General features: G+C 67.9%; 12 protein-coding genes. 5 read left to right on the forward strand and 7 right to left on the reverse strand.

Features of this window, described 5'->3' with window-relative positions:
* Positions 1 to 81: 81 nt before the first annotated feature.
* From AB0M15_RS37765 to AB0M15_RS37795, 7 genes are read right to left on the reverse strand one after another with little or no spacing between them, the layout of a single operon-like run.
* Entirely contained in the window at positions 82 to 720 is a 639-nt protein-coding gene (locus AB0M15_RS37765) for a choice-of-anchor M domain-containing protein (RefSeq protein WP_363830467.1), read from the reverse strand.
* Positions 717 to 1,358 (reverse strand): choice-of-anchor M domain-containing protein, encoded by a 642-nt coding sequence (locus tag AB0M15_RS37770; RefSeq protein WP_363830470.1) that lies wholly within the window; start codon positions 1,356 to 1,358, stop codon positions 717 to 719. Before AB0M15_RS37770 ends, AB0M15_RS37765 begins: the two co-directional genes overlap by 4 nt.
* Positions 1,345 to 2,205 carry an anchored repeat-type ABC transporter permease subunit gene (locus tag AB0M15_RS37775; RefSeq protein ID WP_363830472.1) on the reverse strand — a complete coding sequence of 287 codons (861 nt, stop codon included), beginning with the start codon at positions 2,203 to 2,205 and terminating at the stop codon, positions 1,345 to 1,347. Before AB0M15_RS37775 ends, AB0M15_RS37770 begins: the two co-directional genes overlap by 14 nt.
* Positions 2,202 to 2,948 (reverse strand): anchored repeat-type ABC transporter ATP-binding subunit, encoded by a 747-nt coding sequence (locus tag AB0M15_RS37780; protein ID WP_363830475.1) that lies wholly within the window; start codon positions 2,946 to 2,948, stop codon positions 2,202 to 2,204. The genes AB0M15_RS37775 and AB0M15_RS37780 overlap by 4 nt, the downstream gene beginning before the upstream one ends.
* On the reverse strand, positions 2,945 to 3,742 hold the full coding sequence (locus tag AB0M15_RS37785) for a choice-of-anchor M domain-containing protein (RefSeq protein ID WP_363830479.1): 798 nt from the start codon (positions 3,740 to 3,742) through the stop codon (positions 2,945 to 2,947). The genes AB0M15_RS37780 and AB0M15_RS37785 overlap by 4 nt, the downstream gene beginning before the upstream one ends.
* Entirely contained in the window at positions 3,739 to 5,277 is a 1,539-nt protein-coding gene (locus tag AB0M15_RS37790) for an anchored repeat ABC transporter, substrate-binding protein (protein WP_363830482.1), read from the reverse strand. The genes AB0M15_RS37785 and AB0M15_RS37790 overlap by 4 nt, the downstream gene beginning before the upstream one ends.
* A complete protein-coding gene (locus AB0M15_RS37795) occupies positions 5,274 to 7,319 on the reverse strand; it encodes a TIGR03773 family transporter-associated surface protein (protein ID WP_363830485.1) in 2,046 nt (681 codons plus the stop codon). The genes AB0M15_RS37790 and AB0M15_RS37795 overlap by 4 nt, the downstream gene beginning before the upstream one ends.
* Positions 7,320 to 7,662: 343 nt before the next feature.
* Between AB0M15_RS37795 and AB0M15_RS37800 the strand changes: the two genes are divergently transcribed.
* Genes AB0M15_RS37800 through AB0M15_RS37820 form a run of 5 tightly spaced genes read left to right on the forward strand, consistent with a single transcriptional unit; the run spans position 7,663 to position 14,197 of the window.
* A complete protein-coding gene (locus AB0M15_RS37800; RefSeq protein WP_363830489.1) occupies positions 7,663 to 8,286 on the forward strand; it encodes a 50S ribosomal protein L25/general stress protein Ctc in 624 nt (207 codons plus the stop codon).
* A gap of 42 nt (positions 8,287 to 8,328) precedes the next feature.
* Positions 8,329 to 8,904, forward strand: coding sequence for an aminoacyl-tRNA hydrolase (pth, locus tag AB0M15_RS37805; RefSeq protein ID WP_363830492.1), 576 nt, complete (start codon positions 8,329 to 8,331; stop codon positions 8,902 to 8,904).
* Positions 8,901 to 12,524: a transcription-repair coupling factor gene (mfd, locus tag AB0M15_RS37810; RefSeq protein WP_363830495.1), complete on the forward strand. Its 3,624-nt coding sequence runs from the start codon at positions 8,901 to 8,903 to the stop codon at positions 12,522 to 12,524. Before pth ends, mfd begins: the two co-directional genes overlap by 4 nt.
* A gap of 29 nt (positions 12,525 to 12,553) precedes the next feature.
* Complete coding sequence (locus AB0M15_RS37815) at positions 12,554 to 13,195, forward strand: hypothetical protein (protein ID WP_363830498.1); 642 nt, start codon at positions 12,554 to 12,556, stop codon at positions 13,193 to 13,195.
* Between the two features lie 6 nt (positions 13,196 to 13,201).
* Complete coding sequence (locus AB0M15_RS37820; RefSeq protein WP_363830502.1) at positions 13,202 to 14,197, forward strand: MazG family protein; 996 nt, start codon at positions 13,202 to 13,204, stop codon at positions 14,195 to 14,197.
* Positions 14,198 to 14,199 lie beyond the last annotated feature (2 nt).

Below are 14,199 nucleotides of genomic sequence, written 5' to 3' on the forward strand. Positions count from 1 at the left end.
CAAACAAAAACACAAAACCCACCCCCACCCCCCTAAGCCGGGGGCGGGGCCCCCCCCCCCCCCCCCCCACGACGGTTCGGGTTACGGCTGGACGGTGAAGGTGTAGGTCTTCTGGCCGGTGGTGACCGCGGCGCCGGCGGCGGTGGTACCGGTGGCTTCGAAGACGACGGTGTAGGTGCCGGCTGCCTCGAACGCCCAGTTGGCGTGGGCGTGCGTGTTGATGGCGATCGCCCGGGTGTCCGGGAGACCGTTGCCGCTGTCGAACCAGATGGTCGGGCTGCCGAGCGAGCTGGTGGTGTAGACGCTCACGTCGGCGGGTCCGCTGACCGAGATCAGCTTCACGTTGAGCGTGTTGCCCTGCAGCGCGCCACTGGGTACGCCCTCGGTGTTGAAGCCCGGCCAGACGATGTTGCTCACCTGGGTCTGCGGCAGGATCCAGACGGCGCTACCCGGCGTACCGAGGAAGCTGTACGCCGATCCGGACGGCACTGTCGTCTTACTGGCCGACACTGCGTTCAGTACTACGTCAGCCGGGTTGCGGTCGACGTTGGGGGTGACTGTGCCGTCGCGCAGGTCGAGCGTGAGGGCAGAGCCGGTCCAGTCGACATCTACTGCGTCCACGTGCCCGGCGGAGATGGTGGTGAGGGCATGTGCGGGCAGTACCTGGAGCATGGCGATCAGCGCGGCAGTACCGGCGCCTGCGAGCACCCGGGCCTTCACTGGTTCACCTTGAAGGTGTAGGTGGCGACAGCGGAGACGGTCTTGCCGGTGGCGGCGAGCGTGCCACAGACCTTGACCTTCACCTTGTACGTACCGGCCGCCTCGAACGCCCAGTTGGCGTGCAGGTGACCGCCGGCGCCGGTGTTGATCCGGTCCGGCAGGCCGTTGCCGCTGTCGACCAGGACGGTCGGCGAACCGAAGGCGTCGGTGGTGAAGACGCTCAGGTCGGCCGGGCCGGTGACGCCGATGACGTCGACCTTCAACGCGTCGTCCTTGAAGACACCGGGCTCGATCTCCTCGGCGCCGATACCCGGCCAGAGCAGGTCGGCGTCCTGTACTTGCGGCAGGACCCAGGCGCGGCTGCCCGGAGTACCGAGGAATCGGTACTGCGGGTTGTCGGGTACTGCGATCTCCGAGCCGGGCTTGGCGACCAGGTCGACCTCGGAGGGTGCGTACTCGACGCCATGCTCCTCGTCGTGGATGTGCAGGTTGAACGCGCCGTCCTCGAAGGCGATGCCGATTACGTCGACGTGACCCTGGTCGAGGGTCACCCTCGGGGTGGCATCGGCCGGCAGGGACAGGCCGGTCAGCGCGAGCACCGCCACAGCGGGCAGCGCGACGCGGTTAATTGTGCGCATGACTTTCCTTTCTTACTTGGGCAAATTTGAGTAGGCCGTGCCGGGGCGCGAACACCCAGCAGGCGATGAAGACGGCGGTCGCCGTCAGCACGATCAACCCGCCGGCGGCGAGGTTGAACGCGTAGGAGAGGTAGAGCCCGACCAGGCCGGAGAAGGCGCCGATCAGCGGCGCGATCAGCATCATCCGGCCGATCCGGTCGGTCAGCAGGCGGGCGCAGGCGGCGGGGGTGATCAGGAGCGCGAGGACCAGGATGTTGCCGACCGCCTGGATCGAGATGACGATCGCGATCGTCACCATCGCGTACAGCGCCATGTCGAGCCAGAAGATCGGCAGGCCGACCGAGCGGGCCGTCTCGCGATCGAGGCCGACGGTGACGAACTCCTTGTGCAGTGCGCCGCTGATCAGCAGCAGGACGGCGCCGGCGATCGCGACCGTGACGACGTCTTTGTTGCTGATGCCCAGTACTGATCCGAAGAGGAACGACTCCAGCGAACCGCCGTACCCGGGCGCGGTGCTCATCACCACGATGCCGAGCCCGAACGCGGCCGCGAAGAAGACGCCGATCACGGTGTCTTCCTTGAGCCTTCTGTTCTGCGAGAAGACGGCGACGGAGAGCGCGGTGATCAGGCCGGCGACGATGCCGCCGACGACCAGGCTGGTGTGCAGGACGAACGCGATCGCGATGCCGGGGAAGACCGCGTGCGCGACCGCGTCACCGATGAACGCCATCCCGCGGAGCGCGACGTGGCTGCCGATGACGCCGCAGACGACGCCTGACATCAGGACGACGAGGAAGGCGCGCTGCATGAACACGTGCTGCCACGGCTCGGTGAAGAACTCGATCATCGGGCCACCCCGAGCGTGTGCAGCAACTGCTCTGAGCGGGCGACTCCGAAGGCGCGCAGCCACACGGCTGGGTCTCTCAGGTCTTCAGGCGGGCCGTCGGCGATCACCGTCTCGTTGAGCAGGCAAAGTCTGCTGCAGGTGTCAGCTGCGGCCGGGAGGTCGTGCGTGGTCATCAGAATGGCGGTGCCTTCGCTGGTCAACGTACGGAACAGCCGGGTGAGAATCTCCTGCGTCGGCACGTCGAGCCCGGTGAACGGCTCATCCAGCAACAGCAGCTTCGGATTGAGGGCCAGCGCCCGGGCGACCAGCACGCGTTGCCGCTGCCCTCCGGACAACTCCCCGATCGGCCTCCGCTGCAGATCGACCAGGTCGACCCGCTCCAGCGCCTCGTCCACGGCTGCTTTGTCGGCTCGGCCTGGCCGTCGCAGCCAGCCGATGCGGTGGGTACGGCCGGTCATCGCGGCGGTACGGACATCTACCGGGTAGTCCCAGACGAACTCGTGCCGCTGTGGGACGTACCCGATGCTTCCGCGCGCTTCCCGGGGCGTCCTGCCGTCGATCAAGATGACCCCCTGGCTGATCGGCAGCAATCCGAGCAGCGAACGGAGCAGTGTGGTCTTGCCTGCGCCGTTGGGTCCGATCAGTCCGACCTGCTCCTTGGCGTCGACCTTCAGCTCCACGTCGTGCAGGACGAGCCGACCGCCGAGTTCGACTGCGACTCCTTCGATCTGGAGGACGTTCATGCGGCGGACCGCTTACGGCGTACGACGCGAAGTACTGCGAAGCCAAGACCAACCGCCACCAGAACGGCGGACCCAACCACAACAATGTCCAGCCCGCGTCCGCCGCCGTCTGAACCCGATGGGGCCGGATCGACAACTGGTTGCTGTGCTGTCGCCTTGAAGGCGTCGCGCGGGTTGCCAGAGCCCGCATGCAGGCGGAGCGGGCGGTGGTCGGTGACTGTCGTGCCGTCGGTGAGTTTGGCCGTCATGGTGATGTCCAGGAGGTAGGTGCCCGGGGCGGAGAAGGTCCAGTTGCCGTGGACGTGGGTGTTGACGTCGATGCCGGTCTCCTGCGGGAACGGCTTGCGGCTGTCGAAGACCGGGGCGGGCTTGCCGAAGTCCGAGTTGAGGAAGAGCGTGAACGTGCCCGGACCGTCGACACCGTCGAGCGACCAAGTGACCTCGCGGTCGACCCGCTGTGCGACCTCGGGGTCCTGCGTGTTCCAGCCGGGCCAGACGACGCCGGCCTTCTGCACCTGCGGAATCACCCAGACCTTCGCGCCGGCCTTGCCCAAGAACTCGTAGGCCGGATCGGCAGGCACTGAAAGTTCGGCCTGGTCCGTCGCCTGCACGACGACGTTCTCCAGCGGCCGCCAGACGACCGGATCGCCGGTGTCGTCACGTACCTGGATCGTCCACTTCCCGTCCACGAACCGCGGGCCGAGATCGACATGGCCGGCCGCGATCACCACCTGAGCGGTCGGCGGGGCGGGCACCGCAGTGATTGCTATTGGCAACAAAAACAGCGGTGTCATCGAGATTCCCCCAGGCAGAGCAGCAGCTCGTCGGCGTTGTGCCGCATCATCGCGACGTAGGACCGGGCGTGTTCGTCGAACGAATCCCCGTAGATCGAGCACACCCGGACGCCGTTGTCGCGGGCGACCTGCGTCAGCACGGACGCGCGCTGCGCCAGGTTCGGCTCGGTGAAGACGGCCGGCACCTTCAGGTTGCGGATCGTCTCGGACAGCTTGCGGACCTGATCGACGCTCGGTTCCTGCGCCGGATTCGGTACGACGAACCCGGCGACCTTCAGCTGGTACGCCGAAGCCAGGTATCCGAACGCGTCGTGCGTGGTGATCAACTGCCGTCGGTCGGCCGGGATCTTCGCCAGCTGCGACCGTACGTAGTCGTCGAGTTCGTCGAGCTCACGCAGATAGGTATCGGTGTTGGTTCGGTAGGTACTCGCCGACTGTGGGTCGACATTGATCAACGTGTCGCGAATCAACTGCACGTAGGCCTTGGCGTTGGCGACGTCCTCCCACAGATGCGGGTCGATCTCGCCGTGCACATGCTTGCCAAGCACCGCCTGCGGGAGCTGGTGGACCTGCGCCCCCGCCTTGCCGAGGAACGCGAACCGCGGATCATCCGGCACCGTCTCGAGCGCCTTCCCCGGTACGTCGATGACGACCCGCCCGGCCGGTACTACGGATTGCGCCGCGCCGACGCGCTGCGCATCGGAGTACGCGTAGACCTGGCCGCTGTCGAGGTCGACGGTGAGATCTGTGTGCCCGTCGTCGAGCACCGTCGCCTTGCCGCCGTCGGCCGGCTTGACCTGGTGCGGCTCGACTCCGACCGCGAAGGTGAAGGTGCCCTTGCCGAGTGGTATCGACGGTTGGCCGGTGCCGGTGTCGAGCCGGCCTTCGAGGGTGAGGCGGTAGACGCCGGGTTTCGTGAACGCCCAGTTGAGATGGGTATGGGCGGCGGGCGGGAGCGTCGTACTGTCGGTTGGGTTGGTCGAGTCGAAGTACAGGTCGGGTTGGCCGAGGGACTCGGTCAGGTACGCGACGAGCTTGCCCGGACCGTCGATCTTGGTGGCGGTGAGCTGGACCGCTGATGTTCGGGTGGCGCCGCGCGCTTTGCCGGACCCACGGACCCGCAGGCCGAGCCAGAGCACGTCGAGCCCGATGTCCTCGACGAGCGGGATCACGTGCGCGCCGTACGACTCGGCGGCCTCCGCGAGCGAGACGTTGGGTGCATCCTTCGGAGCATTCGCATCGATCGTCTTGATCAGCGACTGCGGCTCTAGAAGCAGATGATTGGTGAAGGTGGCGTCGGCCTTGGCGACCCGCTTGGCGTCCGCAGGCGTCGGCTCATACGAATGCGGATCCCCACCGGCCGGCACCAGCGAGCTGGCGGACACCCGATCCCCACCCACCCGCTGCACCAAATCAGCCAAAATCTCAGTCGTAGCAACTACGTTGACCTTGCCGCCGGCCTCAGCCGTACTCCCCGCGCACCCAGCAGCCGCCAGTACGACGAACGCCACCGCCGCCGCGCCAACCCGCCTCACGCGTCACCCCTACGACGCCGAGTAGCAACCACGGTCACGGCCCCGATCACCAGCAAGGTCGCCCCGGCACCGATCCACGCGGGGCCAATCTCCGCGCCAGTCGAAGCCAACTTGCAGTCCGCCAGACCTGCGCGCGGCACGGAGTCCGCAGCAACCGCCGCCTTCGCTCGCACTGGCGATACGGCCGCAAGCACCGCGTTCGCCGCCTGCACTGAAGTCCCGCTGCTCATCCCGGCCGTGCTCGGGTTGTGGGCGGCGGCTGGGTGGGCGCCGTTGGAGGCGTTGGACGAGGTGGGGGCTACTACTACGAAGGTGAGGGTGGAGGTGGTGGTGGAGCGGGGGCCGGTGGTGAGGGTGGCGGTGTGGGTGAAGGTGGCTTGGTAGCTGCCTGGTTTGGTGAAGGACCAGTTGCCGTGGGCGTGGGTGCCCAGGGGGATCTTGTAGGTGTCGGGGAGGCCGTCTCGGCTGTTGAAGATGATTTTGGGTTGGCCGAAGGAGTCGAACTCGAAGACGGCGAGGGTGCCGGGGCCGGTGACCTTGGTCAGGCGCCAGTCGATGGGGGTGGAGAGCTGGGAGCTGGTGAGTTCCTCGGTGTTCCAGCCGAGCCAGATGACGCCGTCCTTCTGGGTTTGCGGGATCTGCCAGAGGGGGGAGCCGGCTGGGCCGAGGAAGTTGAAGGAGCCGCCGGGGGCGTGGGTGGCGGAGGCTGGGGTGAGTTTGATGGTTACCGAGCTGGGGTCGCGCCAGATGGGGGTGCCGGGTTTGGTGCCGTCTTTCACGCGGGATTTCAGGGCGCCGTTTTCGAGGCGTACTGCGTAGTCGGCGTGGCCGTTGTCGAGGGTGGTTTTGGTGGGGTTGGCGGGGGTCGTCGGTGTGGTGGGTGACGTGGTTGAGGGGTTTGTGGGGTTGGTTGTGCCGGGTGGGTTTGTCTGGCCGGTCGTTGGGTTGCCGGAAGTTGTTGTCGGGTTGGTGGCGGTGGTGGGGCAGGGCGGGAGGGTGGCGGGTCGGGGGGAGTCGGTGGAGTTCGGCGGGGAATCGCTCGTCGAGTGCTCTTCTTGGCCGCCGAAAGAAGAAGTAGAGCGCGGGGGCGTGGAGGGCGCGGTGGGCGCGGTGGGCGCGGCGGTGGGGGTGGGGTTCGGGGGTGGGTTGGGTGGGGGTGTGGTGGTTCGGTTGGAGGTTGGCGCCGGAGTGGTTGGAGTGGTGGGCGTCGGGGTGGGGACGGTGGGGGTGGGGTGGCCTGGGCTGGTAGGGGTCGGGTGGCTTGGGTCGGTTGGTGAGTGGGTGGGGGTGTTGGACGGAGTTGGGTTGGTGGGCGGGGTGGCTGGTGGGGTGGTGGGCGTGCCAGGGGTGCCGGGTGGGGTGTAGGGGCCTACTACGAAGGTGTAGGTGGTGGGGGTGGAGGCCAGGGGACTGCCGGTTGTGGTGGTGGCGGTTGCTTGGAAGGTGAGGTGGTAGGTGCCTAGGGCGGTGAAGGACCAGTTGGCGTGGACGTGGCGGCCTACTGGTTGGTGGAGGGTTCGGAGGGTGGGGTCGGCGGCGGAGAAGAGGCGTTCGGCGGTACCGGTGAAGTCGTTGTAGTTGAAGAAGACTTCTACGTTTCCGGGGCCGGATGCCGAGAGAAGGGTGAGGTCGACCGCGTCGCCGGCTAGGGCGCCGGGTGGGATGGTTTCGGTGTCCCAGCCGGGCCAGATCAGGTCGGGGTCCTGGGATTCGGGGGCTATCCAGACCGGGTCGCCGGGTTTGCCGAGGAAGGCGAAGGCGGGGAGGTCGGGGAGTTCGACCCGGGCGGACGCCTTGTCCTCGAGGTTGAAGATCAGGTTCGCGGGGTCCGCCTCGCGGTACTCGCCCAGGCCGATCCGGGTGCTCAGCCGCAGTACCGATCCGTCGTACGTCGTGTGCAGAGCGTCCGTATGGACCGCCCGCAACACCTCCGGCGCGGCCCCGGCATACGAGCGCAGGGGCAGCAGCACGACGCAGAAAGCGACGACGGTGGTCAGCGAAGCGAGCAGGGCAGCACGGAAGCGTGGGTGAGTGGCGGTCACCCGAGGAACTTAACTGATCTGACAATCGTTTTCAGTAAGCCTGCTGGAAACTGCGCCGGACGACGCCCGAAAGTCGTCACGAGCGACGGGGAAGAAAGTCACCCCCAGAACGGATTTCCTGTCTGGGCTGAGTCGTGGGTAAACTGTTTTGGTTGCCTCGGCGAGGGACGCCCCCCGGACACAGTCGCGCTCACCCGCGAACTGTCGGGAGCGGCTCCGTGATCGACGCGGTGGTTCGTTGCCTGACGCCTGTACGGGAGTCAAGACGTGCCCGCTGAGGCTCTAGCAACTTTGTAACACCACCGACGATTAATCACCGCAACGCACTTGAGGAGTTCATCTCGTGGCCGAGGTCAAGATCCAAGCCGAGTCGCGCACGGAGTTCGGCAAGGGTGCTGCCCGCCGTATCCGCCGGGACCACAAGGTGCCCGCCGTTCTGTACGGCCACGGCACGGACCCGGTGCACATCACGCTGCCCGGTCACGACACCATGCTGGCGCTGAAGACCGCCAACGCCCTGCTGCTGATCGAGGTCGAGGGCTCGGAGAGCCTGCTCGCGCTGCCGAAGCAGGTCCAGCGCGACCCGATCAAGAACACCATCGAGCACGTCGACCTGGTCATCGTGAAGCGCGGTGAGAAGGTCCAGGTCGAGATCTCGGTGCACCTCGAGGGCGACGCGGTCAGCGAGACCCTGGTCGTGCTCGAGAACGCGACCATCCTGGTCGAGGCCGAGGCCACCCACATCCCCGACGGCGTCACCGTGTCGATCGAGGGCCTGGACGCCGGCGCCCAGATCCACGCCTCCGACCTGAAGCTCCCGGCCGGTACGACGCTGGCCGTCGAGCCGGAAACCCTGATCGTCAACATCACCGCGGCGCAGACCGCCGAGCAGGCCGACGCCGAGATGGCGACCGCCGAGGCCGAGGCCGGCATCGAGCGCGACGAGCCGGTCGCCGCCGAGGCGTAGCCCGCCGCAGTACAACAGCTTCAACAGGAAGGGCCGGGATTCGTGGCGGACGACGTGTGGTTGGTCGTCGGGCTGGGGAATCCCGGCCCTTCCTATGTCAAAACCAGGCACAACGTCGGCCAGATGGTCGCCGACGAGCTGGTCTCCCGGGTCGGCGGCAACTGGAAACAGCACAAGCAGGCCAAGGCCGAGGTGGTGGAGGCCCGGATCAGCGGCATCCGGACGATCCTGGCCAAGCCCCGGTCGTACATGAACGAGTCCGGCGGCCCGGTCTCCGGCCTGCTGAAGTTCTTCAAGGTCGAGCCGAAATCCATGATCGTGCTGCATGACGAGCTCGACATCGACTTCGGCGTGCTGAGGGCCAAGTTCGGTGGCGGCGACAACGGCCACAACGGCCTCAAGTCGATCCGCAAGTCGGTTGGCACGGGTGACTACTATCGAGTGCGGTTCGGCGTCGGGCGTCCGCCCGGCCGGCAGAGCCCAGCCGACTTCGTGCTCAACGAATTCTCCTCAACCGAACGCAAGGACCTCCCGTTCGCGGTCGACCGGACCGCTGACGCCGTCGAGTCTTTGATGACGGATGGCCTAGAAGTGACCCAAGGGAAGTACAACTCGTGAAACTGGCCGGCCTGGTCGACACCCTGATCACCGATCCGGTAGTAGCCGAGGCCGTTCGCGACGCCAAGAACGACGGCGTCACGACGCTCGACCTGAGCGCACCCGGACCGATCCGCCCGGTGCTGATGGCTGCCCTCGCGGCCGCCCAGGGAGCGGATCGTCCCGTTCTGGCAGTGACCGCCACCTTCCGCGAGGCCGAGGAGCTCACCGAGGCGCTGCAGTGCCTGGTCGAGCCCGGCACCGTCGCCTACTACCCGGCCTGGGAGACGCTCCCGCACGAGCGCCTGTCGCCGCGTTCCGACACGGTCGGCCGCCGCCTCGCGGTGCTCCGCAGGCTCGCCCACCCCGACCCGTCCGACGAGACCACCGGCCCGATCAAGATCCTCGTCGCGCCCGTACGGTCCGTCCTGCAGCCCCAGGTCGCCGGGCTGGCCGATCTCCGCCCGGTCCAGCTGCACGTCGGCGACTCGGTCGAGCTCGAGGACGTCACCGAGCGGCTGGCGGCAGCGGCGTACAACCGTGTGGACCTGGTCGAGCGCCGAGGCGAGTTCGCTGTCCGTGGCGGCATCATCGACGTCTTCCCGCCGACCGAGGAGCACCCGCTGCGGGTCGACTTCTTCGGCGACGACGTCGAAGAGATCCGGTACTTCGCAGTCGCCGACCAGCGGTCCCTGGAGATCGCCCAGCACGGCCTGTGGGCCCCGCCCTGCCGTGAGCTGCTGCTGACCGACGAGGTGCGCGCGCGGGCCGCAGTACTGGCCAAGGAGCACCCGGAGCTGTCCGAGCTGTTCGAGAAGCTCGCCGAAGGACATGCGGTCGAGGGGATGGAGTCGCTCGCGCCCGTCCTCGTCGACGACATGGAGCTGCTCGTCGACCTGATGCCGGCCGGCACGCATGTCGTCGTCAGCGATCCCGAGCGGGTCCGGGCGCGGGCGCACGACCTGGTCGCGACCAGCCAGGAGTTCCTCGACGCGTCCTGGGCTGCGGCCGCCGGTGGTGGCGACGCTCCGATCGACCTCGGCGCGGCGGCGTACATGTCGCTGGCCGATGTCCGGTCGCACGCGCTCGCCAAGGGCCTTGCCTGGTGGAGCATGTCGCCGTTCGCCATCGCGCCGACCGATGCACCGGAGTTGCGCGACTCGATGGGTGAGCGCGTCGCCTTCGACATCGACCCGGACGCCGGCGCGGTCCGCAGCCGGATCGTCGCGGCGCACGAGGTCACCCCGTATCGCGGTGAAACCGCTGCTGCCGTTGAGGATGTGCGCGGCTGGCTGCGGGACGGCTGGCGGGTCGTCTGCGTCACCGAAGGTCATGGTCCGGCCCAGCGGCTGGCCGAGGTGTTCTCCGAGGCCGAGCTGCCCGCGCGGACCGTCGACAGCATCGACGGCATCCCGCCGACTGGCGTCGTGCAGATCTCGCAAGGCGCCCTCGACCGCGGTTTCATTGCTGAGGGCATCAAGTTTGCGGTACTCACCGAGAACGACCTGGCCGGCCAGCGATCGGCGGCCGAACGGCGTTCCCAGCAACGGATGCCGAGCCGCCGCAAGAAGACGGTCGACCCGCTGGAGCTCGCGCCGGGCGACTACGTGGTGCACGAACAGCACGGCGTCGGCCGGTACGCCGAAATGCTCCAGCGCACCGTCGGTACCGGGGCCCAGAAGGCCACCCGCGAGTACATTGTCATCGAATTCGCGCCGAGCAAGCGCGGCCAACCCGGCGACCGGCTGTACGTGCCGACGGACCAGCTCGACCAGGTCACCCGGTACGTCGGCGGCGAGCAGCCCACGCTCGACAAGATGGGCGGCGGCGACTGGGCCAAGCGCAAGGGCCGCGCACGCAAGGCGGTCCGCCAGATCGCCGGCGAGCTGATCAAGCTGTACGCCGCGCGCCAGGCGACCAAGGGGCACGCGTTCGCCAAGGACACTCCGTGGCAGCGTGAGCTGGAGGACGCGTTCCCGTTCGTGGAGACGCCGGACCAGCTGGCCACCATCGACGACGTCAAGCACGACATGGAACGCGTCACTCCGATGGACCGGATCGTCTGTGGCGACGTCGGCTACGGCAAGACCGAGATCGCCGTACGGGCTGCCTTCAAGGCGGTGCAGGACGGCAAGCAGGTCGCCGTACTGGTGCCGACCACGCTGCTCGTCCAGCAGCACTACGCGACCTTCGCCGAGCGGTATGCGGCGTTCCCGGTCAATGTGGCGCCGCTGTCGCGGTTCCAGACCGACAAGGAGTCCAAGGCGACGCTTGACGGGCTTGCTGATGGATCGGTCGACGTGGTGATCGGTACGCACCGGCTGCTCGGCGGCGAGGTCGCGTTCAAGGATCTCGGGCTGGTCGTGGTCGACGAGGAGCAGCGCTTCGGGGTCGAGCACAAGGAGCAGCTCAAGCAGTTGCGGACGGCGGTCGACGTACTGACCATGTCGGCGACGCCGATCCCGCGGACGCTGGAGATGTCGATCACCGGCATCCGCGAGATGTCCACGATCGCCACCCCGCCGGAGGAACGGCACCCGGTCCTGACGTTCGTCGGCGCGTACGAAGAGGGCCAGGTGACCGCCGCGATCCGGCGCGAGCTGCTCCGCGAGGGCCAGGTCTTCTTCGTCCACAACCGGGTCAACACGATCGAGAAGGCGGCCGCCCGGATCCGTCAGCTGGTCCCCGAGGCGCGCGTCACCGTCGCGCACGGCCAGATGCCCGAGCACCAGCTCGAGCAGGTCATCCAGGGCTTCTGGGAGAAGGAGTCCGACGTCATCGTCTGTACGACGATCGTCGAGTCGGGTATCGACATCTCCAACGCGAACACCCTGATCGTCGAGCGCTCCGACCTGCTCGGGCTCTCGCAGCTGCACCAGCTGCGCGGCCGGGTCGGCCGTGGCCGCGAGCGGGCGTACGCGTACTTCTTCTTCCCGCCGGAGAAGCCGCTCACCGAGACGGCCCACGACCGGCTGGCCACGATCGCCCAGCACGCCGACCTCGGCGCCGGTATGCAGGTGGCGATGAAGGACCTCGAGATCCGCGGCGCCGGCAACCTGCTCGGTGGCGAACAGTCCGGGCACATCGCCGATGTCGGGTTCGACCTGTACGTCCGGCTGGTGGGCGAGGCGGTCGCGGAGTACCGGGGTGACACCCAGGCCGACGAGCCCGAGGTCAAGATCGAGCTGCCGATCGACGCGCACCTGCCGCACGACTACGTACCGTCGCAGCGGCTGCGGCTGGAGATGTACCAGCGGCTGGCCGCCGTCCGGGACGAGGACGGCATCGCGGAGCTGGTCGAGGAACTGCACGACCGGTACGGCGACATCCCGCAGCCGGTGCTGAACCTGATCGAGGTGGCGAAGTTCCGCAACCACGCCCGCCGGGCGGGGCTGCACGACGTCACCCTGCAGGGCAATCTGATCCGGTTCGGGCCGGTCGAGCTGCCCGATTCGAAGGTGCTCCGGCTGAACAGGCTGTACCCGAAGAGTCTGGTCAAGCCGCAACTGCGTACGATCCTGGTGCCGAGACCTGCCACCCGGCCGGTCGCCGGTCAGCCGCTTCGCGACCAGGAGCTGCTGCAATGGTGCGCGAGACTGATCGACGACGTGATCGCCGAGCCGGTCGGCGCAGCGGTCTGACCATGAACTGGAAGATTCGAGGAGATTCGGTGAGCACTTCGCGACGGCTTCGCGCGGCGCAGGTAGTCGGCGCAGGCCTGGCCTCGGTCCTGCTGCTCGGCGGCTGTGCCGCGGGCACGCACCCGGGCGCGGCGGCGACGATCGGCGACCAGGAGATCAGCGTCTCCGACCTGGACAAGAGCACCGCCGCGATCCAGAGCGCGGTCGGCGGGCAGCAGCAGATCGCCCCGGCCGCCGTGCTGAAGATCCTGGTGAACAACGAGGTGGCCGCGCAGGTGCTCGACCAGCGCTCGATCAAGGTCAGCGACGCCGAGATCGAACCGGCCATGAAGGTGGTCGTCGACCAGTCGCTGTACCCGAAGTTCGCGGCGAACCCGGTCACCGCCGACTTCCTGCGGGCCGCGGCCCGTGCAGTGGTCGGGCAGATCAAGCTGGCCGGTGGGACGGGCTCGGTCACCGACCCGAACGCGCAGCAGCAGAGCACCGAGGGCGCCAAGCTGGTCGAGGAGGCGTCGAAGAACATCACCGTCGACATCGCCCCTCGCTACGGCACCTGGGACGGCACCCAGCTCATGGAGGGCTCGGGATCGCTGTCGAAGCTGTCCGAGCAGAGCAAGCCGACACCGACCGCGCCCCAGGGCGAGCAGCCGCCGGCCGAGCCGCAGGGCTGAGTCCTTTTGCCCGGTTCCATCAAGGTCGTCCTGACCAGTCCACGGGTCGCGCCCGGGTTGCTGACCCGGGCCGGCTGGCAGGTCTTCACCGACGCCTCCGCGATCGGCGCCTCGGCCGGGCCGTCCCGGCCTGACGTCCAGGCGCTGATCGGCTCCGGCCTGGTCGTCCAGCATGTGCTCGGTGACGTCGCTGAGCAGTGGGCCTGGCTTGTCGATGCCGCCTCGGCGGGCGACCGCGTCGCCTGGCTGGTCGGCGAGGACGGCGAGCCCGCGCTGCTGCGCCTGATCGCCGACACGCTGAGCCGCGATGAGCGCCCTCCGTACGAGGTCGAGATCGTCCACGGCTCGTACGACGTACCAGGCGCCCGCCTGATCGACCTGGTCCGCGTAATGGACCGCCTGCGCCGCAACTGCCCCTGGGACCAGGAGCAAACCCACGAAAGCCTCGCCCGCTACCTCCTCGAGGAAACCTACGAAACCCTCGAAGCGATCGACTCCGGCGACTACATCCACCTCCGCGAAGAACTAGGCGACCTCCTGCTCCAGGTAGCCTTCCACGCCCGAATCGCCGAGGAAGTAGCTGAAGAAGACGACGGCTTCTCCATCGACGACGTAGCCGGCGGCCTGGTGGAAAAACTCATCCGCCGCCACCCCCACGTCTTCGCCGACGTCACCGCCACCGACTCCGCCGCCGTCGAGGCGAACTGGGAGTCAATCAAAGCCGCCGAAAAACAACGCACCTCAGTCCTGGAAGGCATCCCCTTAGCCCTCCCGGCCCTGGCCCTTGCCGACAAGGTCCTGGGACGCGCCGCCAAGGTGCTGCCCACGGATGCCCCACTCGCAGCAGATGCGGCAACAGGTGTCGATGACGGTGTGCGCATCGGAGCCGAGTTGCTGGATTTGGTCCGCGAGGCCCGCGCCCTGGGCGTAGACCCCGAACAAGCCCTCCGAACCGCCACCCACCGACTCGCCGACCAAGTACGGACCGCCGAAGCCCGTTAATT

Origin of the sequence: Kribbella sp. NPDC051718 (assembly GCF_040681515.1) — a bacterium.
In the GTDB taxonomy this organism is placed as follows: domain Bacteria; phylum Actinomycetota; class Actinomycetes; order Propionibacteriales; family Kribbellaceae; genus Kribbella.

Coding starts and splice junctions, on each gene's coding strand:
- AB0M15_RS37770 (WP_363830470.1), bottom strand. CDS start 1,358: ATGCGCACAATTAACCGCGTCGCGCTGCCCGCTGTGGCGGTGCTCGCG.
- AB0M15_RS37780 (WP_363830475.1), bottom strand. CDS start 2,948: ATGAACGTCCTCCAGATCGAAGGAGTCGCAGTCGAACTCGGCGGTCGG.
- AB0M15_RS37775 (WP_363830472.1), bottom strand. CDS start 2,205: ATGATCGAGTTCTTCACCGAGCCGTGGCAGCACGTGTTCATGCAGCGC.
- AB0M15_RS37785 (WP_363830479.1), bottom strand. CDS start 3,742: ATGACACCGCTGTTTTTGTTGCCAATAGCAATCACTGCGGTGCCCGCC.